Origin of the sequence: Pseudomonas sp. RU47 (assembly GCF_004011755.1) — a bacterium.
Taxonomy (GTDB): Bacteria; Pseudomonadota; Gammaproteobacteria; order Pseudomonadales; family Pseudomonadaceae; genus Aquipseudomonas.
Window position 1 is genome coordinate 1,934,772 of sequence record NZ_CP022411.1, and the last position, 25,534, is coordinate 1,960,305.

A 25,534-nucleotide genomic window follows, 5' to 3' on the forward strand; every position below is an offset into this window, starting at 1 on the left:
CGGCGCTGCGCGCCCACCCCCGGATCAATCCCTCCACTCAGCCTGCCGAAGGGGCCGGCACGGCAAGATCAAGAGCGGTACTCGAGCTTGCGCTCATTGTGTTGAGTGGGGCGGCTTTGCCGCGTGGGTTGTTCGCAAATCAAAACTGTGGGAGCCAGCCCTGCTGGCGATGGCGGCCTGACAGCCGACCAATTTCTGGAAGGGTGCATATAGTCCAACTGTGGGAGCGAGCCTGCTCGCGAAAGCGCCCCCACAGTCACCTCATCCCTATTTACCTGCCCCCGCATTGGCATACAAATAATCCGTCGCCAACGAGGCCAATGTCCTCACGCCCACCACCAGCGCCGACTCATCCACAAAGAACCCGGGATTATGATTCGGCGCTGCCTTGCTCATGTCCTGATCCATCGGTGTCACGCCGAGAAACACAAACAGCCCCGGCACTTCCTTGGCAAAGAACGAAAAATCTTCCGCGCCCCCCACCAGCGGTGCATTCACCACATCATCCTTGGCCGCCCACTTCAACGTCGGCAGCATCTTTTCCGTCAGCACCGGATTGTTGATGGTCGGGTCGTATTTTTCGATGATGGTGACGTCGGCTTTGGCGCCGCCGCTTTCGGCGATTTTTTCCACGGTCTGGCGTACGTCGGCATGCAGTTTCTGGCGGATGCCGTAGTCGTAGGAGCGGATCGTGCCGGTCATGTCGACCGTTTCGGGAATGATGTTGTAGCGCGTTCCGCCGTTGATTGTGCCGATGCTGACCACTGACGGATAAGAGGAGATGTCGGTGCGGCGGCTGACCACGGTTTGCAGGCCGACGATGGTTTGTGCGCCGACGGTGATCGGGTCGATGCCGTCCCATGGGCGGCCAGCGTGGGTCTGTTTGCCGAGGATTTTGATGCGCAGGTCGTCGGAGCTGGCGAGGGTGGCGCCGGGGCGGTAGGCGATCTGGCCGGCGGGGACGCCGGCCCAGACGTGCAGGCCGAAAACGGCGTCGGGTTTCGGTGATTTCATCACGCCTTCCTCGACCATCATTTTCGCGCCCCAGGTGTTTTTGCCGTCGGGGATGAAGTCGCTCGGGCCTTCCTCGGCGGGCTGGAAATAGAACACCACGGTGCCGGGCAGGGTGTCGCGCATGCCCGTGAGAATTTTCGCCGTGCTCAGCAGGATCGCGGTGTGGGCGTCGTGGCCGCAGGCGTGCATGACGTCGACTTCTTTGTCCAGATAGATGCCTTTGGCTTTCGAGGCGAACGGCAGGTCGGCGACTTCCTTGACCGGCAGCGCGTCCATGTCGGCGCGCAGGGCCACGGTCGGGCCGGGCAGGGCGCCTTTGAGGACGGCGACCACGCCGGTACGGGCGACGCCGGTTTTCACTTCCAGGCCCATGGCCTTGAGTTGTTTGGCGACCAGTTCGGCGGTGCGTTTTTCCGTGTTGCCGAGTTCTGGATGAGCGTGGATGTCGCGGCGGGTTTCCAGCAGTTCCGGCTCGAGCTTTTGCGCTTGTTCGGCGATTTGCGTGCGGGTGCTTTCCAGCGTTGCGGCGCCAGCGTGGCTGGCGAACAGGGTGAATAGAACGGCTTGGGCAATGCGCGTCAGTTGCATCGGGTTCTCCTTGATTATTGTTGTCGGGCTTCCCTGCCTGTGACTGCAACCGCGCGCCTGAGTGCTATTCCTTCGGCTGACCGCCACCGGCAGTGATCACTTGCACGCTCATGCGCGGCGTTGCCAGATCGAGTCCGGCTTCGTCGAGATGGCGTTTGAGCGACAGGTTGAAGGCTCGGGACACTTCCCACTGTTTGATTGGCGCGGTCTTGAACCGCGCCCGCAGAATCGCGCTGCCGGATTCGAAACTTTCGACCCCCTGAATCTCCAGCGGCGACCAGATGTTGCGCCGCTGTAGCGGATCGGTACGCATCTTCTGCCCGACTTCACGCATCAGTTTGATCGCGTCGTCGATTTCCATGTTGTACGGCACCGCGACGCGGAAGATCGCGTAGCCGAATTCGCGGGAGTAGTTCTTGATGCTTTTGATTTCGCTGAACGGGATGGTGTGGACGATGCCATCGATGTCGCGCAGGCGCACGGTGCGGATGGTCAGGCCTTCGACGGTGCCGAGGTGGCCGCCGACGTCGACGTAGTCATCGATGGCCAGCGAGTCTTCGATGATGATGAACAGGCCGGTAATCAAGTCCGCGACCAGCGACTGTGCACCGAAACCGATGGCCAGACCGATCACACCGGCACCGGCCAGCAGTGGCGTGACGTTCATGCCCATGTTCGCCAGCGCGACGATCAGCGCAATGATGAAGATCGCCACGAACAGCACGTTGCGGATCAGCGGCATCATCGTTTGCGCACGGGCATTCGCCAGGCCTTTGCGCGAGCGGGTGAGGGCGTGGTGCACAGCGGTGTCGGCGAGGATCCAGATCAGCCAGGAGAAAATCAGTGTGCCGATCAGGCTGAACAGTTTGACGCTGACGTCATGCCCTTCGCCCTCGGCGAAACCGATCAGCGACTGGCCCCAGACGCGCAGGCCGAGTTCGATGAAGACCAGCCACACCAGCAAATGCGCGAGGGTGTAGAAGAAGCTTTTCAGCCGCTCCGAATACAGCGCGTGACGTTTCGGCCCGCGTTGCGGCTTGAGTGAGTGACGGCGGACGAGGCCGTTGATCACCATGCACAACACCAGCAACACGGTGCAGATCAGTGACTGGCGCAGTGCGGTGCTGGTGTCGCCGGCGGAAACGAACGTGGCAAACAGCGAGATGCCGACCAGCACCAGCGCCGGCACGTACCAGAAGGTGCCGAGGATTTCGATGGTGTCGCTGAGGGCGCGGCGGGTCAGGCGTCGTGACAGCGGCTGGTTGCGGATCAAGTGCGCGATCGGTCGACGGAAACGCAGAATGAACAGGCCGGTCGACAGTGCCGCGAGGACATTGGCGATGGTCGCGGCGGTGTGGGCCAGATGCACGCCGAGGCTTTCGATCAGGCGCGGATCATTCAGCGCTTCGCCGAACGCGGCGAAGCTGCCGATCAGCCACAGCGGACGGAACGCCTGATGACGCAGGATATACAGCGCACGATGGCGGTGCGGGCCATCGAGCAGGGAAAACGCGATCACGCAGATCGCCGAGAAGCAGGTGCCGACCACCAGCGCATAGGCCAGCACCATCGCCAGGCTTTTGCCCAGCGACGACGGCAGGGCGTAGCTCATGTAGACGGTCATCACCAACGCGATCAGCCACGGCCCGAGCTTGCGCAAAGCGAAGCGCAGCATGTCGAGGGCCTTGGGGTGTTGCGGCAATTCTTCGGTGAGGCCGAAGCGCATGCGCACCCGGTGACCGAGCCAGATCAGCGCAGCGGCGAGCAGACTCCACACCATCAGAATCATGGCAAAACCGAAGATGATCGGCAGCCATTCGTTGGCCGGCAGCATCATGCCGCTCAGCTCTTCCTTGGCCAGGTCGAACTCGTTGCCCCAGCGGTTGAGCGGGCTGTCGGCGCCGGTGAATTGTTTTTCGAAGTTAGCGAGGGTACCGCCGATCAAGCCCAGAACGCCTTCTTCGGGGCTGGCCTGAGCCTTTTTGGTGGCGTCGCGCAGCTTCTTCAGGTCAGTCAGCAGCTGTGCGCGTTGCTTGTCGTTTTCCAGCGACTTGATGACTTCGTCGAGGGATTGACCCAGCGGTTCCTGCGCTTCTGGCTGTGCCTTGTTGGTGTTGAGCAGACCGGGCAAGCCGACCGCGTGGGCGGGCGCCAGCGGCAACAGCGTCATCAGGCAGACGAGGAACAGACTGGGCAAAGCAAAAAGACGAGCGAACACTAGGCGGTCAACCTCGCAAGGGGCGGATTCGCTGGAGTGTACGAGGCCCACTAAAGCAATGCGAGCCGGGCGCGGATTTTATTCGTTGAGTTTGGCGAGGATCTTGTACACCACGGTGGCGAGGATCGTCAGCATGCCGACCCACATGGCAAACACCCCGGCGTTCTTGTCGCGGAAGTTGAAGCCGATGGCCAGCAGGATCATTCCGCTCAGAATCGGAACGAGCATGGCGTGGAACGAAGACATCGAGATCATGGAGACTGCCTTGTCGAAATGAATGATGTAAGTCTAGGTCGGTTTTGGCGGAGCGGTTCTGATGTGTATCAGAATTGAGCCGGTTTCAGGATGAAATTTGTAGGGTCTGAACTGGCGCTTTCGCGAGCAGGCTCGCTCCCACAGTTTGGAATGCATTCCAGGGTGGGAGCCAGTCTGCTGGCGAAGTTTTACGGCAACTCGCGGCAGGCGTAGAACGCGCTCAGCACTTTGACCAGGTGCGCCAGATCGTGGCTGCCGCACAGTTCGCGGATCGAGTGCATGGCGAAAGTCGGCAGGCCGATATCGACGGTGCGCACGCCCAGGTGGCTGGCGGTGATCGGGCCGATGGTCGAGCCACAGCCCATGTCGCTGCGCACCACGAAGCTTTGCACCGGGACTTCTTCGGCCATGCACAGATGACGGAAGAAGCCGGCGGTTTCGCTGTTGGTCGCGTAGCGCTGGTTGCTGTTGACCTTGATCACCGGGCCGGCGTTGAGTTTCGGGCCGTGGTTGGCGTCATGCTTTTCTGCGTAGTTGGGGTGCACGCCGTGGGCGTTGTCGGCCGAGACCAGCAGGGATTTCTGGATGGTGCGGACGAACTCGTCACCTTCCGGCAGCAGACGGCGCAGGGTCTGTTCGAGCATCGGGCCGTCGGCACCGCAGGCCGAGCAGGAACCGACTTCTTCGTGGTCGTTGCACACCAGCACGCAGGTTTCGTCGGTTTCGGCGGTGAGCAAAGCTTGCAGGCCGGCGTAGCACGACAACAGGTTATCGAGGCGCGCGCCGGCGATGAAGTCGCCATTGAGGCCAATCACTGCAGCACTTTGCGTGTCGTAGAAACTCAGCTCGTAATCGAGCACGACGTCGGCGTTCAAGCCATGTTCGCGGGCCAGTTGATCGGTGAGCACGGCACGGAAGTCGACGCGTTCGTCACCGGCAAACTGCGCGAGGATTGGCGGCAGTTCGGTCTGCGCGTTGATCGCCCAGCCCTGATTGGCTTCACGGTTGAGGTGAATGGCCAGGTTCGGAATGATGGCGATCGGCGCTTTGAAGTCGATCAACTGGCTTTCGACTTTGCCGTCGCGGCGGAAGGTCACGCGGCCGGCCAGCGACAGGTCGCGGTCGAACCACGGTGCCAGCAACGCACCGCCGTAGACTTCAACGCCCAGTTGCCAGAAACCCTGACGCTGCAGTTCAGGTTGCGGCTTGACCCGCAGGCACGGGCTGTCGGTGTGTGCGCCAACCAGGCGGATGCCGCCGTGCAGGGGGGAGGTGCGGCCCATTTTGATCGCGACGATCGAAGAGTCGTTACGGGTGACGTAGTAGCGGCCGTTAGGCTCGGTGGTCCATGGCTCACGCTCGTCGAGGCGCACGAAACCGGCGGCCTCCAGACGCTGAACCAGACTGGCGGTGGCGTGGAACGGGGTAGGGGAGGCCTTGAGAAAGTCGATCAGGCCTTGGTTCAACTCTTCGCGCATAAGAAACTCCAGACAGCAATGGGCGGGAGTTTAACGCATCGGCCGGGGAATTGAATCTGCACCCGAACCCTTGTGGGAGCGAGCCTGCTCGCGAAAGCGATTGATCAGTCAACATCAATGCTGAATGTGAAACCGCTTTCGCGAGCAGGCTCGCTCCCACAGGGAGTCAGTGTGGTCTTTCAGAACGGCGCGGGGCACTCGAAGCGCAGGCGTTCGCCGGTTTGCGGATGAGTAAAGCTGAGCATGCTCGCGTGCAGGCACAAACGGGGCCATGCCGCCAGCGCCTGCTCATGGGCGTAGAGCCCATCACCGAGCAGCGGATGCCCGATCGACAGCATGTGCACGCGCAATTGATGCGAACGGCCAGTAATCGGCGTCAGCTCTACACGACACCAGTCACCGCAACGCTCCAGCACACGCCAGAAAGTCAGCGCATGCTTGCCGAATTCATGGTCGACCACATGACGCGGCTTGGTCGGTGGGTCGTAACGCAGCGGCAAGTCGATGCTGCCACTGTCGAGTTCCGGCTGACCCCAGGCCAACGCGGTGTAGGCCTTTTCGGTTTCGCGGTCGTGAAACTGGCGCGACAGTTCGCGATGAGTGTCGGCGTCACGCGCGAGCAAAATGATGCCGGAGGTTTCCCAGTCCAGGCGATGGACGATGCGCGCTTCCGGGTAGCCGTTTTCCTGCAAACGGGTAATCAGGCAATCCTTGTTGTCGTCGGCGCGACCGGGCACCGAGAGCAGCAACGTCGGTTTGTTCACCACCAGTACGGCGGCGTCCTGATGGATGATGTGGATGTTGGACAGCGGCATTAAAACAGCCTCGTAACAAATGCCAACGGCGGTTCAGGGCCATTCCCGCATGGGGATGGCCCTGAACCGCCGTCGTACCTACCGGATCGACTCAGCGATCAGGCAGGGTGATGTTGAGTTCCAGAATCGAGCAACTGCCCTGGCTTTCCAGTGCAACATGTACGTCGTCGTTACCGATGTTGACGTACTTGCGGATCACGTCGACCAGTTCCTTCTGCAAGGCTGGCAAGTAATCCGGCGTGCTGCGCTGGCCGCGCTCATGCGCCACGATGATCTGTAGACGCTCTTTCGCTACCGAGGCGGTACTTGGCTTTTTGTTGGCACGAAAGAAGTCAAAAAGGTTCATTACCTACCTCCAAACAGGCGCTCGAAGAATCCCTTCTTCTCGACATCGAGGAAACGGTGGGCTTTTTCTTTGCCCAGCAAACGGTCGACGGTATCGCTGTACGCCTGACCGGCATCGCTCTGGTCGTCGAGAATCACCGGTACACCCTGGTTGGATGCCTTGAGCACCGCCTGGGACTCCGGGATCACGCCAAGCAGCGTTACCGAGAGGATTTCCTTGACGTCTTCAACGCCCAGCATTTCGCCCTTTTCAACACGCTCCGGGTGGTAGCGGGTGATCAGCAGGTGTTCCTTGATCGGATCTTCGCCACGTTCGGCGCGGCGCGATTTGCTCGCCAGCAGGCCGAGCATGCGGTCCGAATCTCGTACCGAAGACACTTCCGGGTTGGTCACGACGATCGCTTCGTCAGCGAAGTACATGGCCAGGTGCGCACCTTTTTCGATGCCCGCCGGGGAGTCGCAGACGACGAACTCGAATTGTTCCTTGAGCTCCATCAGGACTTTTTCCACGCCTTCGACGGTCAGCGCGTCTTTGTCGCGGGTCTGACTGGCGGCCAGTACGTAGAGGTTTTCCAGGCGCTTGTCTTTGATCAGGGCCTGTTGCAGGTTGGCTTCGCCGTTGACCACGTTGACGAAGTCATACACCACGCGGCGCTCGCAACCCATGATCAGGTCAAGGTTACGCAAGCCCACGTCGAAGTCGACGATCACTGTTTTGTGGCCGCGCAGTGCGAGGCCGGTACCGATAGCGGCGCTGGTGGTGGTCTTACCCACACCACCCTTGCCGGATGTAACCACGAGAATCTTGGCCAAGGTGTTTCACCCCTAAGGAAGAAGGACTTTTTAGCCCCTGAAAAACATCTCTTGAAAACTACTGCAGTCGGACAGCCTTGGCTGGAATTCGGCGTTGAGCCTTTTTCCTACTTCGTTTGAGCCGTTTTCGCTACGTTTTAGAGATGCTTGGAAAATGCGGCAGTATCCGTTAAAGCCGAATGATGTTCAACACGTCGCCCGACAGGCTGACCTGTACGCCCGAGCCCCACATAGGGTCGCGGCGCAAATCCTCGGAAACCTTGTAATGACCGGCGATGGAGATCAGTTCAGCGCTCAATTGCTGACAGAAAATCCGTGCCTTGGTGTCACCCTTCACGCCGGCCAGCGCCCGACCACGCATCGGGCCGTATACATGGATGTTGCCATCGGCGAGAAGTTCCGCCCCCGGACTGACCGAAGACACCACGACCAGATCGCCACCCTGCGCGTATATCTGTTGGCCACCACGTACTGGCGTGGTGATGACGCGGGTCGGTTTGACCGTTGGCTCCGGCGGTTTTTCCGGCTTCTTTTTGACTTCGGCTTCGGGAGTTTCCAGCGGCCGTTCGCGGGCGCCCGACGGCGGCAGCACCGGAATGTCGATGGCGATGGCGGCGGCGATGTCTTCGATGCGGCTGGCGCGAATCGCCAGGGTGCGCAGGCCATGTTGACGGCAGACGCGCATCAGGCCCGGCAGATCGACGGCGCCTTCGCTCGGCGGCAGTTTGTCCAGCGCCAGAACCAGCGGCGCGTTGCTGAAGAAGTTCGGCGCCTGGGCGACTTTGGCGGCCAATTGCCGATCGAGGCTTTCGAGGTCGTTACGGGCCAGTTCCAGCACAGTAATGGCCAGCATGCTGCCCTTGAGCTGGAATACGGGATCTTGGTCTAACGGTTCGGTTTGGCTCATGTCGGCATACAACGGCTTGTCACTAAAAGTGCCGAGACTTATAACGAGAACGCCCGCGAGCCGCAAGCCGGGTCGAACGATGTAGAATGCGCGGCCACTGTATTTACGGAAGCTTTAATGGATCGCCCGCGTTTTCGAAAAGCATTTTTATCGCCACGCTTCTGGCCGCTCTGGTGCGGTCTGGGGCTTTTGTGGCTGATCGTGCAGCTGCCTTATCCGGCGTTGCTGACCATCGGTCGAGTTTTGGGCGCCTTGATGTATCGCGTGGCTGGCGACCGGCGGCGCATCGCCAAGCGCAATCTTGAGCTGTGCTTCCCGGAAAAATCCGCTGCCGAGCGCAAACGTCTGCTCAAGGAAAACTTCGCCTCCACCGGCATCGCCTTTTTTGAAATGGCCATGAGCTGGTGGTGGTCGCGTGAGCGCCTGGCCAAGCTGGCCCATGTCGAAGGCCTGGAGCATTTGCAAAAGGCCCAGCGCGAAGGCAAAGGCGTGATCCTGATGGCCGCGCATTTCACCACGCTGGAAATCGGTGCAGCGCTGCTCGGCCAGCAGCACACCATCGACGGCATGTACCGCGAGCACAAGAATCCGTTGTTTGACTATGTTCAGCGTCAGGGCCGTGAGCGGCACAACCTCGATTCGCTGGCGGTGGAGCGTGACGACGTGCGCGGCATGCTCAAGTTGCTGCGTTCCGGTCGGGCGATCTGGTACGCACCGGATCAGGACTATGGCGCCAAGCAGAGCATCTTCGTGCCGCTGTTCGGCATTCAGGCGGCGACCGTGACGGCGACCACCAAGTTCGCGCGTCTCGGCAAAGCGCTGGTGGTGCCGTTCACGCAGGAGCGTCTGGCCGACGGCAGCGGTTATCGCATGGTGATTCATCCGCCGTTGGAAGATTTCCCCGGCGAAACCGAAGAAGCCGACTGCATTCGCATCAATCAGTGGGTCGAGAGCGCTTTACGTGCCTGCCCTGAGCAATACCTGTGGGCGCATCGACGCTTCAAGAGCCGTCCACCGGGCGAGCCGAAGTTGTACGCCAAACGCGGTTGATTGACCCATCCCTATAAGCACCATGGAGCGTTGCGATGAGCCCAGCTGAACCGGTCACAGGTTTGATTCTTTCCGGCGGCGGGGCTCGGGCGGCGTATCAGGTGGGCGTGTTGGCGGCGATTGCCGAATTGCTGCCGTTGGGTGCGGACAATCCGTTTCCGGTGATCGTCGGCACCTCGGCGGGGGCGATCAACGCCGTCAGCCTCGCCAGTGGCGCAACCGATTTTCGCGCTGCGATCGAGCGTCTCACCTTGTTCTGGCAAGGCTTTCGCAGCCATCGCGTGCTACGCAGTGACTGGCCCGGTGTTATTCGTCAGGCCAGCCGCTTTGTCAGCCACAGCTTGTTGGGGATGGGGCGGCAACTACCGGTGGCGTTGCTCAACAGTTCACCGCTGCGCAAACTGCTCAATGAAAAACTGCACATGCCCGGCATCGCCGAATCCATCGCGCGCAAGCAATTGCATGCGGTGGCGGTGACCGCGTTCGGCTATGAGTCGGGGCAAGCGGTGACGTTCTATCAGGGCGGCGGCACGATCGATTCATGGCTGCGCCATCGGCGCATTGGTGTGCCGACGCAACTGTCGGTGGATCACTTGCTGGCCAGCTCGGCGATTCCGTTGTTGTTCGCGCCGGTGAAAATTGGCGATGAATACTTTGGCGATGGCGCGGTGCGGCAATCGGCACCGATCAGCCCGGCGCTGCACTTAGGGGCGAGCCGGGTGCTGGTGGTCGGTGTCAGCGGCAACCCGCGCGGGTTTGATCCGCAGCAGCCGCTGGAGCGCACTTACACGGGGCAACAGCCGACGTTGGCGCAGATTGGCGGGCACATGCTCAACAGCACGTTCATCGACAGCCTCGAGAGCGATATCGAGTTACTCCAGCGTCTCAACCAGTTCAGCCACTTGATGCCTGCCGGCACGCCGACGCGCGAGTTGGGCGTGGCACCGGTGGAGGTGTTGGTGATTTCGCCGAGTCAGCCGATCGATGAGATCGCGGCGCGGCATCGCCAGGAGTTGCCGGCGGCGTTGCGTTTGTTTCTGCGTGGGCCGGGGGCGACCAAGACCAGTGGGGCAGGGGTGTTGAGTTATCTGCTGTTCGAGGCGGGGTATTGCAGCGAGTTGATTGATCTGGGGCGCAGGGATGCGTTGGCCAAGCGTGAGGAGCTGTGCCGGTTTTTGGGCATATCCGAAGCGGTGGTCCCGGCCTGAAATCTGCGGGGAGGCCTTCGCGAGCAGGCTCGCTCCCACATTGGAACTCGGTCGAATGTGGGAGCGAGCCTGCTCGCGAAGCTCTTGAAATCAGAAGTGGAACTTCACCAGGAAGCTCGTGGTGCTCTGATTGGTCTTGAACGCACCGGTGTCGTCGATGCCGTACTTGTCTTTCCAGTAGTCGTATTCAACACCGACATACAACTGCTTCTCGCCAAAACTCAACGCCTTGCCCAAGTCGTATTTGACCTGTGGGTTGAAGTGCAGGTTGGCGTGGTAGTCGCCTTTGGAGTTGGAGTCGTTGTCGGTGACCCAGTCCATGAAGCCGTCGATCAGGATGTCCGACTTCCCGACCGGGATGGTGTAGGACCAGACCGGGGTGATCTGCCAGACGTTGTCACCGGCGCGAGCACCCTGGGTGTGACGCTGGTAGAAGTTCAGCTGGAAGTAGTCGAAGCCCGGAATCGCCAGGTCGAAGCCTGGACCGATCAGGTACGACTCGGTGTCGCCTTCGCCGAACTCGTAAGTCATCGCCACCAGGACGTCTTTGATCGGGCCGAACTCGATTTTCTGGTCGAGCACTTTGCCCAGCGAGATGCGCGGGCTGAACTCACCGTAGTAGGTGTTTGGACCGTTGCTGAAGTCCTTGCCACCGTTGTAGAAGATCTTGTCGAAGAAGAAGAAGTTGTCCCCATAAGTCCACGCATCGGCGTGCTCGAAGGTAACGGTCTGCTGGATGCGCGGGTTGACCTGGAAGTCCTTGCCATACAGGTAGGTCAGGCTGTTGTTCTGCCACTGCAGCAGGCCCTCGGCCATGGCCTGGCCGCCGGCCAACATCGATCCCGCGAGCATCAGGCTGGTGCACATACGTTTCATTCGGTTGCTCCCAAAGTAGGTGTTCCACGTTTATTTTTTTAAGATCGGCGCTCTGGTGTGGCGCCTTTTTTCGTTGCTGCAAAAGTCATCCGATCGGTCAGCTTCGTTGCTGTTAGCAAGAGCCGAGCCAAGGCTTTCGAAAAGCAAAAAAACACCCGCTCGGCTGCTGAAAAACAGTCGATTGAGTGTGTTTTCGGGATGCCTCGGTACTGACCGGGGCCGGGATAAGTTGGCTTTTCGGTCAGGAATTAAATCCGGGCTTTTTTTTAGACCGAATTCAAGAGGCCGCGGAGAATACTGACTCAACGGCCAGGCCTCAAGTGCCCCGCAACAGAGCACCGACGACAGGTATGGGGCACGGTTGCGGGCCATCTTAGAAGTGCACCTTGACCAGCAGGCTGGCGGTGTTCTGATTGGTGTCGAAGTTGTGCGTGTTTTCAACGCCGTATTTATTTTTCCAATAACTGTATTCGGTGCCGACATACAGTTGCTTGTGGCTCCAGCCGAGGGCTTTGCCCAAGTCATATTTGATCTGCGGATTGATGTGCAGGTTGGCGTGGTAGGTGCCGCGCGAGTTCTCATCGTTGTCGACCACCCAGTCGAGGTAGCCGTCGATCAGCACATCGGAGTTACCCAGGGGAAAGCTGTAGGACCAGCCGGGGGTGATCTGCCAGACGCCGTCGCCGGGGCGCGGGCCTTCGGTCTGGCGGCGGAAAATGTTCAGGGTGACGTAGTTGAAACCGGGCACCTTGAGGTCGAAGCCGGGGCCGATCAGGTAGGCCTCGCTGTCGCCTTCGCCGTACTCGTAAGTCATGGCGAGCAGGACGTCTTTGATCGGGCCGAACTCGAGCTTCTGGTCGAAGATCTTGCCGAACGAGAAGCGCGGGGTGAATTCACCGTAGAACGCGTGCGGGCCTTTGTTCGCGTCTTCTTTGCCGTTGTAGAAGATCTTGTCGACGAACAGGAAGTTGTCGCCGTACTTCCACTTGTCGGCGTGCTCGAAGGTCAGCGTCTGCTGAATCGACGGGTTGATCGCGAAGTTCTTGCCGTACAGATAGCTGAGGCTGTTGGTCTGCCACAGCAGCAAATCGCCGGCCATGGCCTGACTCGCGGCCAGCAGGCCGCCACTCAACAGAACGTTGGTTTGCGTGCGAATCATCTGTTGCTCCCTCTTGTTTTTATTGTTTGAGGCGCAGAGCTGTTGCGCGCCCTTGTAGGAGTGAGCCTGCTCGCGAAGAGGGCGTGTCAGTCGCCATCACTGTTGAATGACATACCGCTTTCGCGAGCAGGCTCGCTCCCACAGGGTTTTGTGGTGACTCCGTCAGTGCTGGTGGGCGTGGCAGTCGTTGATCGCTGCGCGCTCTTTGCCGCCGAGAATGTTGAACAGCAGGTTCAGCGTCAGCGCGCTGAGGGTCGCCATGGCGATGCCGCTGTGAGTGATCGGGCTCATCCACAGTGGCAGATGCGCGAAGAACTCCGGACGCACTACCGGGATCAAGCCCATGCCGATGCTCACCGCGACCAGCAACTGGTTGCGACGGTCACCGATGTCGGCTTCCTGCAGGATCTTGATGCCGGTGGCCGCGACCATGCCGAACATCGCGATTGCTGCGCCGCCGAGTACCGCCGGTGGAATCGACGCCACCAGAAACGCTGCTTTCGGCAGCAGGCTCAGGACGATCAGCAAGCCACCGGCAACGATGGTCACCGAACGGCAGCGCACGCCGGTCATCTGCACCAGACCGATGTTCTGCGCGAACGAGGAATGGGTGAAGGTGTTGAAGAAACCGGCGACAAACGAGGCGCCGGCATCACACAGCAAGCCGCGACGCAGCATGCGTGGGCAGACTTCCTGGCCGGTAATTTTGCCCAGGGCGAGGAACATGCCGGTGGACTCGACAAAGATGATCACCACCACCAGACACATCGACAGGATCGGCGCGAGTTCGAATTTCGGCATGCCGAAATGCAGCGGGGTGACGAACTGAACCCATGGTGCGTTGGCCATGCCGCTCAGGTCGACCATGCCGATCGCACCGCACAGCAGGTAGCCAAAGCACATGCCGATCAACACGGAAATATTGACCCAGAAACCGCGCATAAAGCGGTGGACCAGCAGAATAGTGCCCAAGACCAGGGCGGCGATGGCCAGATAAATCGGTGAGCCGAATTGCGCTGCGGCGGCGCCGCCACCGGCCCAGTTCACGGCCACGGGGAACAGCGACAAACCGATCGAGGTGATGACCGTGCCGGTCACCAGCGGCGGAAAGAAGCGCACGACTTTGGACATGAACGGCGCGATGAGCATGCCGAAGAAACCGGCGGCAATCGTCGCACCGAAGATGCCTTGCAGACCGATACCGGGCATGCCGGCCATGGCGACCATGCTGCCGACAGCTGCAAAACTGGCGCCCATCATCACCGGCATGCGAATGCCCATCGGGCCGATGCCCATGGACTGCACGATGGTGGCGATACCGGCGACCAGCAGGTCGGCGTTGATCAGGAAGGCAATTTCTTCACGACTCAGGCCAGCGGCCTGTCCAATGATCAGCGGCACCGCGATGGCACCACCGTACATCAGCAGAACATGTTGCAAACCGACCAGGATCAGTTGCAAAAGGGGCAATCGCTGAATGGCGGGTGCGTCGGGGATGCGCGCTTTGGACAGCTCGGACATGCAACACCTCGGATCTTTTTATTCTTGTGATTGAACAGCTGCCGGGTTGCTCACAGCTGTTTCTGTGCATCAGGTAAACCGCTTTAAGGCGATTCGCGAGCAGGCTCGCTCCCACAGGAAATGCGCGATCTCTGTGGGAGCGAGCCTGCTCGCGAAGCTTTGTTGCTTAGTTGGTCTGTGCTCCCTGGGCGATCCATGCACCGATCAGGTCACGTTCCTGCTGGGTCATCTGAGTGATGTTGCCCAGTGGCATGATCTGCGTGGTGATGGCTTGCGCCTGGATGCGCGCCGCGTTCTGACGGATCTGCTCAGGGGTGTCGAGCATCACACCCGCTGGAGCTGCGCTGAACAACGGACTGGTTGGTTTGGCCGAGTGGCAAACCGCACAACGTTCTTGAATCACGGTGTGGACTTTGTCAAAGCCAGGACCTGCGTTGGAGGCTTGTGCGGGTGCAGCAGGTTCAGCAGGGGCTGCCGGTGCTGCTTCAGCCGGTTTCGCGCCACCGCCCAGTGCCGTTTCCGGCAGCGGTTGGTACTCGATTTTCGCTGGTGCCTTGGCCACTTCCGGCGCGGTCGACATCGGCATCGGGCCGGTGACGTACGCCAGACTGATCATGCCCACCGCTGCCACAGGCAAGGTCCAGGCAAACTTGTGGCTGTCGTGACGGGTGTTGAAGTAATGACGCACCAACACCGCCAACACGGCGATCCCGGCGAGGATCAACCAGTTGTACTGGCTGCCATACGTGCTCGGGAAGTGGTTGCTGATCATGATGAACAGCACCGGCAGGGTGAAGTAGTTGTTGTGACGCGAACGCAGCAAGCCTTTGGCTGGCAGCGCCGGATCCGGCGTACGGTTCTCGGCAATCGCCGCGACCAGTGCGCGTTGCGCCGGCATGATGATGCGGAACACGTTCCCGACCATGATGGTGCCGATGATCGCGCCGACGTGCAGGTACGCACCACGACCGCTGAACACTTTGCTGAAGCCATACGCCGCGCCGATGATCAGCACGAACAGAATGAAGCCCAGCAGAGCAGGGCGTTTGCCCAGCGCCGAATCACAGAGGAAGGAGTAGATGAACCAGCCGATAAACAGCGAGCCGATACCGATGGCCACGCCTTCAGGGCCGCTCAGTGTGCTGCCCGGAGCCAGCAGGTAGAGCGTTGGATTGGAGTAGAACACCACGCACAGCAGCGCGATACCCGACATCCAGGTGAAGTAGGCTTCCCATTTGAACCAGTGCAGGTTCTCCGGCATCGTCGGCGGGGCCAGTTTGTATTTTTCGAGGTGATAGATACCGCCACCGTGGATCGCCCACAGGTCACCGGCCAGACCGGTTTTCGGGTTGACGCGGTTGAGGTTGTTCTCCAGCCAGACGAAGTAGAACGACGCGCCGATCCAGGCCACGCCAGTAATCATGTGAACCCAGCGCACGCTCAGGTTCAGCCATTCCAACAGATGTGCTTCCACAGTCTTTACCTCTCGCCTGTCACTCTTGTTGTCGAGTGATCAGACCTTCTCTTATTGGTGGGGGGCGAGGATCAAACGCTCATCCTCTTTGAAAAAATGCTCATCGCAGTTATTGCCTGTGCCACTGCGATCAACCACCAGGAAGTCATCCCGCTTTTCGATCGTCAGCACCGGATGGTGCCAAACGCCGCGATGGTAATTAATGCCCTGCCTGCCGTTGGTGACGAAGGCGCGGACCAAGCCTGATACAGGTTCATCGCCAATTGGCGCGACCACGATCAGAAAGGGGTTGCCGAGCAGCGGTATGAAAGCCTGGCTGCCCAGCGGATGGCGTTCCAGCATGCAAACGGTCAGCGGCATGTCCTGCGCGTCGGCGCGGAAAATGCTGATGATCGCGTTGTCCTCAGGCTGAGCGGTTTCGACCGTCGCCAGTTTATGGAAGCGCATGGTCGAACCGTTGTTGATCATGAAGTGATCGCTGCCGTCGGTTTCGATCACGTCACCGAAAGGGGCGAAGGCTTCTTTGGTCAGCGGTTCAATCGTTAGTGTGCGCATGCTGTTCTTCTTTTCGTTGAGTGATCGTTCCCACGCTCCGCGTGGGAATGCAGCCCGTGACGCTCCGCGTCACATCCAGAGTGGACGCAGAGCGTCCAGTGATGCATTCCCACGCAGAGCGTGGGAACGATCATTGCGGTGTTATTTAGCGACCTTGCCGAGAACGCGCAGGCGACTCACACCACCATCCGGGAACACATTCAGGCGGATGTGAGTGATCGGGCCCAGCGCTTTGATCTGCTCGACGAAGGTGTGCTCGGCGTGCATTTCCAGCTTCTGGCTTGGCAGCAGTTCACGCCAGAACAGCGACTGGGTTTCGATCTGGCTGTCAGTACCGCCCTTGACGAACGCGCCCTGGATCGAGCAAGTGTCCGGGTAGTTGCCTTTGAAGTGCAGGGTGTCGACGACGATCTTCTCGATCTCGCCCGGGTGACCCAGCGCGACGATCACCCAGTCATTGCCCGGCGTGCGGCGACGTGCGGTTTCCCAGCCGTCGCCCATGTTGATGCCACGACCCGGGTTGAGGATGTTGCTCATGCGGCCGAAGTGTTCGTCGGAGCAGGCGAGGGCGCGGCCACCATTGAGGGCTGCTGCCAGATCGACTTGCTCGTTGTCGCCAACAGCGGACCAGTCGCGGAACGGAATGCCATACACGCGCAGACGGGCGACACCGCCGTCCGGGTAGATGTTGAAGCGCAGGTGGCTGAACGCTTGGTCGTTGCTGATTTCGTGGTAGTGGTGGCTGTTGCCCTGCAGCTCGACGGCCGACAGCACTTCCGTCCACTGGGTGTTTTCATCAGGCTCGCCCGACGCCAGGAAGCACGCTTCGAGAGAGGCCGATGGCGGGAAGTTGCCGGTGAAGAATGAAGTGTCGATGTCCACGCCTTTGATCGAGCCCGGTACGCCCAGACGGATCACTGCGCTGTCGAAGCCTTCGAAGCGCTTGCGGCGCGATTCCCAGCCGTCCATCCACTTGCCGTTGTCATCGAACACGCCCTCCTTCCATACGGCCGGGGTCGGTTGGAACAGACGATTGGCGTCTGCGAACCAGTCATCGGTGACCGAGATGATTTTGGTGCCCAGACGGGCATCGGCCAGGTTGACGAATTTTTCGAAAGGTACGGCGTAAGCTTTCATTCTTCTTGTCTGCCTTTAAATAAGTGGCTGGGGATGCTTGCAAGACCCTGGGTGCTCTCCGCGTCTGATGCACTCGGGTCAGGCTTCGCTAAAGAGTCAGTAAACGGAACAGGGCGATCTTGTTGATCTCCGCCAGCGCGCATTTGAACTCGGTGTCTTGCGAGTTGTGAATACGCGTTTCGAACGCCGCGAGGATCTGATGCCGGTTGCTGCCTTTTACCGCCATGATGAAGGGAAACTTGAACTTGGCTTTGTAGGCGTCGTTCAGCTCGGTGAAGCGCTGGAACTCTTCGGCCGTGCATTGGTGAATACCGGCGCCAGCCTGTTCATTGGTGCTGGCTTCGGTCAGTTGGCCCTGGACGGCGGCTTTGCCGGCCAGGTCCGGGTGAGCGTTGATCAGTGCCAGTTGACTGGCGTGATCGGCGCTCAACAGGATGTCGCTCATGCGCTGGTGCAGGGTTTCGATCTCGTCGATCGATGTGTCCGCGCCCAGGTCGTAGGCCTTCTCGGCCACCCATGGCGAATGTTCGTAGATGTCGGCGAAGGCTTTGACGAAAGCGTCGCGGCTCAGGCTCGACGGTTGCAGGGTTTGAAAGCGGCTCATTGGGCGGCCCCTTGGTACGGCTGGGTTTCGTGCCAGTGACGCGCGATATCGACGCGGCGGCTGAACCACACCTGTTCATGACTTTTGGCGTATTCGATAAAGCGTTTGAGCGAAGCGATGCGACCCGGACGGCCGATCAGGCGGCAGTGCAGACCGATCGAGAGCATCTTCGGTGCTTCAGCGCCTTCGGCGTAGAGCACGTCGAACGCATCTTTGAGGTATTCGAAGAAATCGTCACCCTTGTTGAAACCCTGCACTTGGGTGAAGCGCATGTCGTTGGTGTCGAGGGTGTACGGGATCACCAGATGCGGCTTGCCGGTCGGGTTGTTCGGTTCCCAGTAGGGCAGGTCGTCGTCGTAAGTGTCGCAGTCGTAGAGGAAACCACCTTCTTCCATGACCAGACGACGGGTGTTCGGCCCGGTGCGGCCGGTGTACCAGCCCAGTGGGCGCTCACCGGTGATTTCGGTGAGGATGCGGATCGCTTCGAGCATGTGCTCGCGTTCCTGCGCTTCGTCCATGTACTGGTAGTCGATCCAGCGGTAGCCGTGGCTGCAGATCTCGTGGCCGGCATCGACCATCGCGCGGATCACGTCCGGGTGGCGCTGGGCGGCCATGGCGACGGCGAAGATGGTCAACGGAATGTCGAATTCCTTGAACAGTTTCAGAATCCGCCAGACGCCGGCACGGCTGCCATACTCGTAAAGCGATTCCATGCTCATGTTGCGCGCGCCTTGCAGCGGCTGAGCGGCAACCATTTCAGACAGGAAGGCTTCGGATTCTTTGTCGCCGTGCAGAATGTTGCGCTCGCCGCCTTCTTCGTAATTGAGTACGAACGACAGAGCGATGCGGGCATTGCCCGGCCAGTGTGGGTGAGGAGGGTTACTGCCGTAACCGATCAGGTCGCGTGGGTAGTCAGCGCTCACTGCAGTCTTCCTTCTTGTTCGTTGACAGATGTATGTGGCGGCCTGGCAGGCTGGCGTCACAGCGATGGGCTGATTGTATACAACTTTATTCGCAATTTGTAAGCCTGAATTTTCGCATTTTTCACCGACTGTCATCTTTTACTGTTATTGGCGTGAGCCTGCAAGAAACCTGCCTGACCAGTCAGCTAATGGATAGGAGGTTCAATGAATAGGCGTATCGCTGGCTCATCGGCAGGAAACCCCCGAATGGCGGGGGTGATGAGAAAAATGTCGTTTTTATTGTGTACAATTTTTTTGAAAAGTGTCTTAATCAATCGCTCGCCGCAGCGTTTCGTGCTCCGAATCGGTGCGGTCTCCTTTTTATCTGACTTCGGGAGGCGCGAGGTCTGACTGCTCCACGCAGGCAGGCGCGCAGAATCAATGGGACGTTTGACAACACACGTTTTGGACGCTGCACACGGTTGCCCGGGCAGTTCGATCAAGGTCGAGCTGTACCGCGTTGAAGGTTCGCACCTGGAATTGGTCGCCAGTGCGATAACCAACAGCGATGGCCGGGTCGATGCGCCGCTGCTGCAAGGCGACGATTATCGCACCGGCGTTTATCAGGTTCAGTTCCACGCGGGCGATTACTACCGCGCCCGTGGCGTTCAGTTGCCGGAACCGGCATTTCTGGACGTGGTTGTGCTGCGCTTCGGCATTTCTGCCGAACAGGATCACTACCATGTGCCATTGCTGATTTCGCCGTACAGCTATTCCACGTACCGGGGCAGCTGACCCCCAAGCAGCTGCCCCCACCGGGAAGCGACTGCGCATATAGCTTCTTTGGTCTTTCGCCCGCTCACACTGCGGGCTTTTTTTCGTCTGCGCACTTGCCTGTCAATGAATGGCAGGCCAAGAGGTGGCTGAGATTTTTCAGTTCAAGTGAATTTCGCCAGTTTGCGTTGCGTCGAGGAAAAGTCAGCGAAGCCTGGTGATGACAAGACTGTTTCCCTTGGCGGAATGCGGATCGTTGGTACCCACTAAATAAATGATCTTGTCCGCAGCGAGATGATCTTGCAGGGTTATTTTGTCGTGGACTGCGATTTTATTGACCAGTGCCTTTTTCTTCAGCCAGACAGTCGGGTCCTCGGCAAACATGCTGTCGCCCCTGAATTTGTTGGTGAGCAGGATGAACACCGTATCGATACCCTGTCGCTGGATCAGCAGTGCATCCTGCGCTTTATTGCGAAAGCTATAAGACACCCGGTAGCCATTTCCGCGAAGAACAACGTTGAACAAATCGCGTATGGAGTGACCCTCTGTCAGATAGTGCGTTTCGAAAAACGTGTGTGCCTTGAAGTCGATTCGCTGCAATCCTTCAGCGGAAGGCAGAGGCATATGGACGTAATCGTTCGCGTCGACCGCAAGGGGGGAAAGGAGCATCAACGGATCGCTCAAGTCCTGGCGCAGGGTTCTTTGATCGCTTACCGACGTTGGGCGATTCTCCCAGTACTTGATCGTGTCGAATAAATCATTGATACCCGGACCAGTCAGTTCTTCCGAGTGACTGGCCCGATTGAAAATCTCCCGCGCCACCTTGTTCGCGGAGCGATTTGAAAGATAAGCAAAGTGGTCGCTGACGTACTGCGTCAAGCTTTTACGAAATGGCAGGCCATCGACGATTCGCCATGAGTCTGCAGCGTGGCCGGTTCTCGAATCCGCCAGCTTCACCACGCCTTGGGGTTGTAACTGTGGAGTAGTGAGGAGCATGTTTTCGAAAGCATCGAAACGTGTGGCAGAAAACTGTGGATGTTTGATAAACGCCAGCGCGTCAACAGCGTGCGTGGGTTGATCAAGTATGGAAAAGTGCCTGCCGGCGATTTCGATGGAGTCGCCTGCAATGGGTTTTGTGGCGCTCCCCCAGGTTTGCCAGTCGCCAGGATTGTTTACAGGAATCGATGGGCCGGGCAGGTCGCTGTCTCCGGGCAAGCGCGCACGTTTGCTCGGGCCTGGGCTGGCCTCTTCCGGCGGCTGGAGGGTTCGCGAGGTGCCCGGTTGTGGATCCGGTTGCGCACTTGCGGTCTGCAACTGGAGGCGCCAGAGAAATTGCCCGGGAATCTGTTCGACAGTTAAATCGGGCACGTTCGTAGTCGTCGCAGAGGTGAGTTTGTATTCGCCTCGTTCATTCCTGCGAACCATGATGGTTCCGTCTGCAATATCGACGTAGGTTTTCCCCCGTGGCCCTTTTCTGATGCCATTCGGGGATTCATGTGCGGCCGGAAGCAATGTCGCCAGATACGGGTCGACGAAGAGAATCGTTGATGGCAGCTCGGCAGCCACTCCAGGCACTGGCAGGCGTCCCGTCGCGGATCGGGCGACATACCACGGTGCTTCAAGGCGCCAGCGTGGCTGGCCGTCGATTTTTCTCAGAATAGGCGGCGTTACCCCCGGTGCCGCGGGCCACGGGATCTGGTAGATACCGTCGCTGTTGAGTTCTGCCCGGTAATATCCGCCTTCTTCCAGCTGTGCGTAAATCTGCCCTTCCGGTGTTACATACAGCCCGTCAACGGATTCGTGCGCCCGTAACAGGTGAGCCTGCAATCCTGGCAGGGAAATCTCTGCCAGCCGGGCGTTGGCTTCGGTAATCAGCGGATCGGTAATGTAGCTCACCACCACATGGGGCTCGGCTACGACGTCGCGGCTTGATGCAGTGGCAATCAACGGGTCGGGCACTCGATTGGGGTCAGGAGATAAAGTGGCAGGATGTCCGGTGTTGCTTGCACGGTCCGTGACGACATCGACTTCGATCACGGGCCTGGTGGTTGTGGATGTGTCGGGCGACACAGGGCGAACGGTGATTTTGCTCGTTTTAATCATGGCAATTACTCTAAAACGGTCCTTCGTCATATCGCCGACTGGCTCGATTGATTTCTCATCGATCCCTGATGATAAAAAGCGTGATTTGCCCCAACGCATCGGTCTGGATTCCACCGAGCAGATAGCTGATCCGGTTTTCCTGCCGGTAAGCCGCGAGAGGCTTTTGTCCACTGATCGGGGTTTGCAATAACGCTCCATTCAGTTCGGCACCCTCTGCGCTAAATCGCGGCAGTCTGCCGTTGACGAGAGCTGGCAGTTTGAGCACAAACACATGATCGATTTTCTCGCGATGAAACACTAACGCGTCGCCATCGAGCCTCTGCTCCGTTGGGGTCACGACGTAACCGTCATCGTTCAGAAGCTGGCTGAACAGTCTTCGCAGGTGGGCCGCAGTCGGCTTGCTGGCGTAGTCGTTCCAGTGCCTGGGGAAGCGTCCCGGATCAAAATCCAGGCGCATCAGACCTTCACCGAGCGCTAAGGGAATCGCCAGGGTATCCGCCGTTTCGGGCTGGCTGCGTAACATCAACAGTGGGTCAGCCAGTTCTCGATGTGGCGCCTTGCGCAGCCCCCTGTTTTCCCAAAAGCGAAACACCTGATTGAGCATTGCCAACCCCGGGCCGATGATGATCTCGGAGCGGTTCGCTTGATTGAACATGGCCCGGGCAAGTGAACTGACCGATAGATCCGACAGGTATTTGAAGGTTCTGGAAATGTACTGCGTGATCGGCATTTCAAACGGAACGACGTCGTCCAGTACCGTCCAGTGTTCGGATCGTTTAACGGCGAATTTTGGCTGCAGCGACGGGTTATCCCGCAGCATGTATTCGAAGGCGTCATACAGGGCCGGTGAAAACAAGGGATGTTGCAGATACACCAGATGCGGGTCCGGTCCCAGTTGCTGTTGCACGATCCGGTAAAACTGTCCGTCTATTTCAATGTGCTGACCCAACTGCGGCCGGATACTGCGCCCCCAGTTTCGCCACAAGCCGAAACTCAGGTTGATCGCCTCGGGATTGGCTGACAGCAAGCTTTCGGTCAGCGCATGCGTGGTATCTGCCCCTTCGTCCACATGAGGGCGTTTGCTGGGGCCTGGCGTGGCTTCTGGCATTTCGGTCGCGACGACACCCGCTTCCACGGTGGAACTCTGCGAGTCAGGTGGGTCGTCAGCAAACTTGCGTCGCCACAGTCGGGTTCCGGGAATCTGTTCGAACAGCAACGTGGACGAGTTGCGTGTCGTCGCAGAGGTTTGCTCATACTGACCGTCGGCGTTTTTACGCACCCTGACGGTGCCATGCGCGGTGTCGATGTAGGTCTTGCGGTGCTTGTCGTAGCGGATTCCTTCGGCGGTATACAGGGGCGAAGAGAGCAGGGCGGCGTCATCGGGGGCCAGGTACATTGGCTGTTCGACAGCGGGCCCTTCAGCGCCCGCATTTCGCCTGTCGCTCTCTGAGTGTTGCGTCATCCAGGCCGGTCGTTCGAAAGTCCACAGGGGTTGGCGTTCTGCTTTGACCAGAAAGGGTCCAGGCAGGTGCGGAGCGAACGGGAAAGGAATCTGGTAGCGACCATCGCGCTGAAGTTCGACCAACAGGTGCCCTTCATGCTCGACATGGGCATATAGCTTGCCGTCAGGGCTGATGAACAGTCCGCTTTCGGCATCCATACGCTGCAGCAGATGTACTTGATCGGCAGGCCAGGTGATTGAGCGCAGAGCGGCTGCGACTGACAGTGGCGAAGGCGCTGGTATTTCGTTGACGTGCACTGACGGTTGCCGCGCAGGTGTGTCTGGCAAACCTGTGGAGGATTGTGTGGTGATCAGGCTTTCGCCCGAGAGTCTGTGGGAGGTGCTCCCGGTGTTCGGACGGATATCGGGCGCAGTAATCCCTGCCACACGCTTCGGTGGTTTGACCATTGATTTAATCTCGCTGTGTGAAATGAGCGGTTGTTCAGATTGAGGGTTGCCCACAGGCACTTGCGGACAACTCGCTGAAAAGCCAGTTGGCGCAGTCAACCTTCTCTGACAATGAACAGGGTCGAGCTATCGGGGGAAATCTGCTCTTTGCCGCCCAGCAGATAAATCACTTCGTATTTTTGCAAATGCTCGGCCAGCGCCTGTTTATCCTTTGCACTGAGTGTGCTCAGGAAAAGCGGTTGGGAAAGTTCGGAACCAACGGCGGTATAACGAGGAACAGGTCCCTGCGTAGCAGGGGACAACCTCAACACGAACACAGCGGCGATGCCCTCGCGGTGAAAGATCATGACGTCTTCGCCACTCGGATGCGGATGTCTTTTCGGATTGATGCTGTAGCCGCTGAGCCCAAGGAACCTTTCGAACAAGTCGCGTGTGCTTGAAGGGTTCGGCATGATATCCGGTTGTTGGACGTCGAAGTCCAGGCGCTGCAATCGGTTCGAGGAGTACGCCGGCAAGGAGAGTGTTCCGCCGGCATATTGGGCATGGTGCTGGGCGGGCAATGTGGGTAGCAGCATCAGCGGGTCGGAAAGAACGCGCTGGGGCGAGGTGTTGTTGATTCTGTCTGTCCAGTGCCGAAACGTCTGCGTTATTACCGACAGCCCAGCGGCATCAATCCCTTGATGTGTAGACACACGATCAAACACGGCTCTGGCGAGGTTATTTGCCGAATGTTCAGACAGGTGGCTCATGGCCCGGGATGCATATTGCGTAGGCGACATTTCAAACGGCAGTTGATTATCCACCACCCTCCATTGGCCATCGCGTTTAAGCACCCATTTCGGCTGCTTCGAGGGTTCATGGCGCAGCATGTTTTCGAACCCGTCAAAATCCTCAGGTTTAAACCCCGGGTGTTGCAGATAAACCAGTTCGGTATCGGCGCGTAAAACCTGCTTCACCGTCGGATAATGCAGTCCATCTATCTCGATCGACTCACCCGTTTGCGGTTTCGTGGTTTTCCCCCAGTTCTTCCACTGTGCCGTGGACAAATCCAGCGCAGGTGACCGTTGGACCGACAGGCGTCTGACCAGCGTGCCTGCATTCGATGTCACGTCGACTTCTTCGGACAGGTGTGGGCGCTTGCTCGGACCGGGCGTGGCATCGGTCGTTTCAGTGGACGCTGCATCGGTTGCGGCTCGATGGCCTTGTCGAGGCCCGTCAATTTCACGCCAGAGCTTAGAGCCTGGAATCTGTTCAACCCTTTTACCCGTCGGCGTCGATTCTCCGGCATACGTCTGCCTCCAGCCGTCCGGGGTACTGCCCAGCATGATCATGCCGCCTTGCATTTCGACATACACTTTATTGTGCTTGTCGTACCGAATTCCCTCTTTGGTGTCTGGCTGCAACTTCAGCCGGTTTGCCGATTCGGCGTTGATAAAGACCGGGTGTTGCACTCGCCCGCTTGTGGAGCTGCTTGCGACCGCTGCCTGCTGCTTTTCGCTGTAGTGAAGGGCTACCCAATTTGCGACATTTGATGGGCCAGCACCCTCAGGGAAGTGGTGAACGATGACCGAGGGGCGCTCGGCGACGGGAGCCGGAAGGTGGTGGATGGTGATAGTGGGGCGGTGTTCGGGCAACGCCCCAAAGGCGCTTGAAGAAGGCGAACCGGCTGCGGCAGGCAGGCTAGCAGTGCCTGGAACAGGATGAACGATTTCGCCGGTAGTGGCCCCTCGAGGATTGCCTGAATGTTCGGTGGGTGTCCCGGACGAATCGGCTGGAAGCGTGCGCGGAACTTTCTTGGGTGGCTTGGCCATTGGGTGACTCCTTGGAAT

At 59.1% G+C, this 25,534-nt stretch carries 22 protein-coding genes; 3 read left to right on the top strand and 19 right to left on the bottom strand.

Annotated features, from left to right (window positions below):
* Positions 1-267 precede the first annotated feature (267 nt).
* The 8 genes from CCX46_RS08855 to minC all read right to left on the bottom strand — a co-directional run bounded on the left by CCX46_RS08855 (position 268) and on the right by minC (position 8,433).
* Entirely contained in the window at positions 268-1,602 is a 1,335-nt protein-coding gene (locus CCX46_RS08855; RefSeq protein WP_127926395.1) for an amidohydrolase, read from the bottom strand.
* 64 nt (positions 1,603-1,666) lie between these two features.
* Positions 1,667-3,820, bottom strand: a complete 2,154-nt coding sequence (locus CCX46_RS08860; protein WP_127926396.1) for a mechanosensitive ion channel family protein — start codon at positions 3,818-3,820, stop codon at positions 1,667-1,669.
* A 78-nt stretch (positions 3,821-3,898) separates the two neighbouring features.
* Positions 3,899-4,075, bottom strand: a complete 177-nt coding sequence (locus tag CCX46_RS30690; RefSeq protein ID WP_174245051.1) for a hypothetical protein — start codon at positions 4,073-4,075, stop codon at positions 3,899-3,901.
* 188 nt (positions 4,076-4,263) lie between these two features.
* Positions 4,264-5,553: a M18 family aminopeptidase gene (locus CCX46_RS08865; protein ID WP_007919200.1), complete on the bottom strand. Its 1,290-nt coding sequence runs from the start codon at positions 5,551-5,553 to the stop codon at positions 4,264-4,266.
* 179 nt (positions 5,554-5,732) lie between these two features.
* A complete protein-coding gene (locus CCX46_RS08870) occupies positions 5,733-6,368 on the bottom strand; it encodes an RluA family pseudouridine synthase (RefSeq protein ID WP_034151766.1) in 636 nt (211 codons plus the stop codon).
* Between the two features lie 91 nt (positions 6,369-6,459).
* Complete coding sequence (gene minE, locus CCX46_RS08875) at positions 6,460-6,714, bottom strand: cell division topological specificity factor MinE (protein ID WP_003223146.1); 255 nt, start codon at positions 6,712-6,714, stop codon at positions 6,460-6,462.
* Positions 6,714-7,526: a septum site-determining protein MinD gene (gene minD, locus CCX46_RS08880; RefSeq protein ID WP_007913953.1), complete on the bottom strand. Its 813-nt coding sequence runs from the start codon at positions 7,524-7,526 to the stop codon at positions 6,714-6,716. The genes minE and minD overlap by 1 nt, the downstream gene beginning before the upstream one ends.
* Before the next feature lie 169 nt (positions 7,527-7,695).
* Positions 7,696-8,433, bottom strand: coding sequence for a septum site-determining protein MinC (gene minC / locus CCX46_RS08885; protein ID WP_026000431.1), 738 nt, complete (start codon positions 8,431-8,433; stop codon positions 7,696-7,698).
* Between the two features lie 117 nt (positions 8,434-8,550).
* Between minC and CCX46_RS08890 the strand changes: the two genes are divergently transcribed.
* Positions 8,551-9,483 carry a lipid A biosynthesis lauroyl acyltransferase gene (locus CCX46_RS08890; protein ID WP_127926397.1) on the top strand — a complete coding sequence of 311 codons (933 nt, stop codon included), beginning with the start codon at positions 8,551-8,553 and terminating at the stop codon, positions 9,481-9,483.
* Positions 9,484-9,518: 35 nt separating this feature from the next.
* Positions 9,519-10,691 carry a patatin-like phospholipase family protein gene (locus tag CCX46_RS08895; RefSeq protein WP_127926398.1) on the top strand — a complete coding sequence of 391 codons (1,173 nt, stop codon included), beginning with the start codon at positions 9,519-9,521 and terminating at the stop codon, positions 10,689-10,691.
* A gap of 90 nt (positions 10,692-10,781) precedes the next feature.
* On the opposite strand, the gene CCX46_RS08905 is transcribed toward CCX46_RS08895, so the two are convergent.
* The 8 genes from CCX46_RS08905 to puuE form a co-directional block, all read right to left on the bottom strand.
* On the bottom strand, positions 10,782-11,567 hold the full coding sequence (locus CCX46_RS08905) for an outer membrane protein OmpK (protein ID WP_095119997.1): 786 nt from the start codon (positions 11,565-11,567) through the stop codon (positions 10,782-10,784).
* A 373-nt stretch (positions 11,568-11,940) separates the two neighbouring features.
* Complete coding sequence (locus CCX46_RS08910) at positions 11,941-12,726, bottom strand: outer membrane protein OmpK (protein WP_016982869.1); 786 nt, start codon at positions 12,724-12,726, stop codon at positions 11,941-11,943.
* 162 nt (positions 12,727-12,888) lie between these two features.
* The gene (locus tag CCX46_RS08915; protein ID WP_127926400.1) at positions 12,889-14,247 is read right to left on the bottom strand and encodes a nucleobase:cation symporter-2 family protein; all 1,359 of its coding nucleotides are present in this window, start codon (positions 14,245-14,247) and stop codon (positions 12,889-12,891) included.
* Between the two features lie 166 nt (positions 14,248-14,413).
* Positions 14,414-15,721, bottom strand: a complete 1,308-nt coding sequence (locus tag CCX46_RS08920) for a urate hydroxylase PuuD (protein ID WP_127926401.1) — start codon at positions 15,719-15,721, stop codon at positions 14,414-14,416.
* 51 nt (positions 15,722-15,772) lie between these two features.
* Positions 15,773-16,276 carry an ureidoglycolate lyase gene (locus CCX46_RS08925; RefSeq protein ID WP_127926402.1) on the bottom strand — a complete coding sequence of 168 codons (504 nt, stop codon included), beginning with the start codon at positions 16,274-16,276 and terminating at the stop codon, positions 15,773-15,775.
* Positions 16,277-16,417: 141 nt separating this feature from the next.
* Positions 16,418-17,413 (bottom strand): allantoicase, encoded by a 996-nt coding sequence (gene alc, locus CCX46_RS08930; protein WP_007913974.1) that lies wholly within the window; start codon positions 17,411-17,413, stop codon positions 16,418-16,420.
* 88 nt (positions 17,414-17,501) lie between these two features.
* On the bottom strand, positions 17,502-18,017 hold the full coding sequence (uraD, locus tag CCX46_RS08935; protein ID WP_127926403.1) for a 2-oxo-4-hydroxy-4-carboxy-5-ureidoimidazoline decarboxylase: 516 nt from the start codon (positions 18,015-18,017) through the stop codon (positions 17,502-17,504).
* A complete protein-coding gene (puuE, locus tag CCX46_RS08940; RefSeq protein WP_038366990.1) occupies positions 18,014-18,940 on the bottom strand; it encodes an allantoinase PuuE in 927 nt (308 codons plus the stop codon). The genes uraD and puuE overlap by 4 nt, the downstream gene beginning before the upstream one ends.
* 420 nt (positions 18,941-19,360) lie before the next feature.
* On the opposite strand from puuE, the gene uraH reads away from it, so the two are divergent.
* Complete coding sequence (gene uraH, locus CCX46_RS08950) at positions 19,361-19,714, top strand: hydroxyisourate hydrolase (RefSeq protein ID WP_003223171.1); 354 nt, start codon at positions 19,361-19,363, stop codon at positions 19,712-19,714.
* Positions 19,715-19,897: 183 nt separating this feature from the next.
* Here uraH and CCX46_RS08955 read toward each other — a convergent pair whose 3' ends face one another.
* The 3 genes from CCX46_RS08955 to CCX46_RS08965 form a co-directional block, all read right to left on the bottom strand.
* Entirely contained in the window at positions 19,898-21,895 is a 1,998-nt protein-coding gene (locus CCX46_RS08955) for a hypothetical protein (protein ID WP_238704387.1), read from the bottom strand.
* Complete coding sequence (locus tag CCX46_RS08960; RefSeq protein ID WP_127926405.1) at positions 21,852-23,705, bottom strand: hypothetical protein; 1,854 nt, start codon at positions 23,703-23,705, stop codon at positions 21,852-21,854. The genes CCX46_RS08955 and CCX46_RS08960 overlap by 44 nt, the downstream gene beginning before the upstream one ends.
* Before the next feature lie 95 nt (positions 23,706-23,800).
* Positions 23,801-25,516 carry a hypothetical protein gene (locus tag CCX46_RS08965; protein WP_127926406.1) on the bottom strand — a complete coding sequence of 572 codons (1,716 nt, stop codon included), beginning with the start codon at positions 25,514-25,516 and terminating at the stop codon, positions 23,801-23,803.
* Positions 25,517-25,534: the final 18 nt, after the last annotated feature.

What these genes read in the sequence shown, in the direction of transcription:
- minC (WP_026000431.1), bottom strand. Translation starts at nt 8,433, where the DNA reads ATGAGCCAAACCGAACCGTTAGACCAAGATCCCGTATTCCAGCTCAAG.
- CCX46_RS30690 (WP_174245051.1), bottom strand. Translation starts at nt 4,075, where the DNA reads ATGATCTCGATGTCTTCGTTCCACGCCATGCTCGTTCCGATTCTGAGC.
- CCX46_RS08955 (WP_238704387.1), bottom strand. Translation starts at nt 21,895, where the DNA reads ATGCGTTGGGGCAAATCACGCTTTTTATCATCAGGGATCGATGAGAAA.
- minE (WP_003223146.1), bottom strand. Translation starts at nt 6,714, where the DNA reads ATGAACCTTTTTGACTTCTTTCGTGCCAACAAAAAGCCAAGTACCGCC.
- uraH (WP_003223171.1), top strand. Translation starts at nt 19,361, where the DNA reads ATGGGACGTTTGACAACACACGTTTTGGACGCTGCACACGGTTGCCCG.
- CCX46_RS08925 (WP_127926402.1), bottom strand. Translation starts at nt 16,276, where the DNA reads ATGCGCACACTAACGATTGAACCGCTGACCAAAGAAGCCTTCGCCCCT.
- CCX46_RS08870 (WP_034151766.1), bottom strand. Translation starts at nt 6,368, where the DNA reads ATGCCGCTGTCCAACATCCACATCATCCATCAGGACGCCGCCGTACTG.
- CCX46_RS08895 (WP_127926398.1), top strand. Translation starts at nt 9,519, where the DNA reads ATGAGCCCAGCTGAACCGGTCACAGGTTTGATTCTTTCCGGCGGCGGG.
- CCX46_RS08915 (WP_127926400.1), bottom strand. Translation starts at nt 14,247, where the DNA reads ATGTCCGAGCTGTCCAAAGCGCGCATCCCCGACGCACCCGCCATTCAG.
- CCX46_RS08965 (WP_127926406.1), bottom strand. Translation starts at nt 25,516, where the DNA reads ATGGCCAAGCCACCCAAGAAAGTTCCGCGCACGCTTCCAGCCGATTCG.
- alc (WP_007913974.1), bottom strand. Translation starts at nt 17,413, where the DNA reads ATGAAAGCTTACGCCGTACCTTTCGAAAAATTCGTCAACCTGGCCGAT.
- CCX46_RS08890 (WP_127926397.1), top strand. Translation starts at nt 8,551, where the DNA reads ATGGATCGCCCGCGTTTTCGAAAAGCATTTTTATCGCCACGCTTCTGG.
- CCX46_RS08910 (WP_016982869.1), bottom strand. Translation starts at nt 12,726, where the DNA reads ATGATTCGCACGCAAACCAACGTTCTGTTGAGTGGCGGCCTGCTGGCC.
- uraD (WP_127926403.1), bottom strand. Translation starts at nt 18,017, where the DNA reads ATGAGCCGCTTTCAAACCCTGCAACCGTCGAGCCTGAGCCGCGACGCT.
- CCX46_RS08960 (WP_127926405.1), bottom strand. Translation starts at nt 23,705, where the DNA reads ATGGTCAAACCACCGAAGCGTGTGGCAGGGATTACTGCGCCCGATATC.
- CCX46_RS08855 (WP_127926395.1), bottom strand. Translation starts at nt 1,602, where the DNA reads ATGCAACTGACGCGCATTGCCCAAGCCGTTCTATTCACCCTGTTCGCC.
- CCX46_RS08905 (WP_095119997.1), bottom strand. Translation starts at nt 11,567, where the DNA reads ATGAAACGTATGTGCACCAGCCTGATGCTCGCGGGATCGATGTTGGCC.
- CCX46_RS08865 (WP_007919200.1), bottom strand. Translation starts at nt 5,553, where the DNA reads ATGCGCGAAGAGTTGAACCAAGGCCTGATCGACTTTCTCAAGGCCTCC.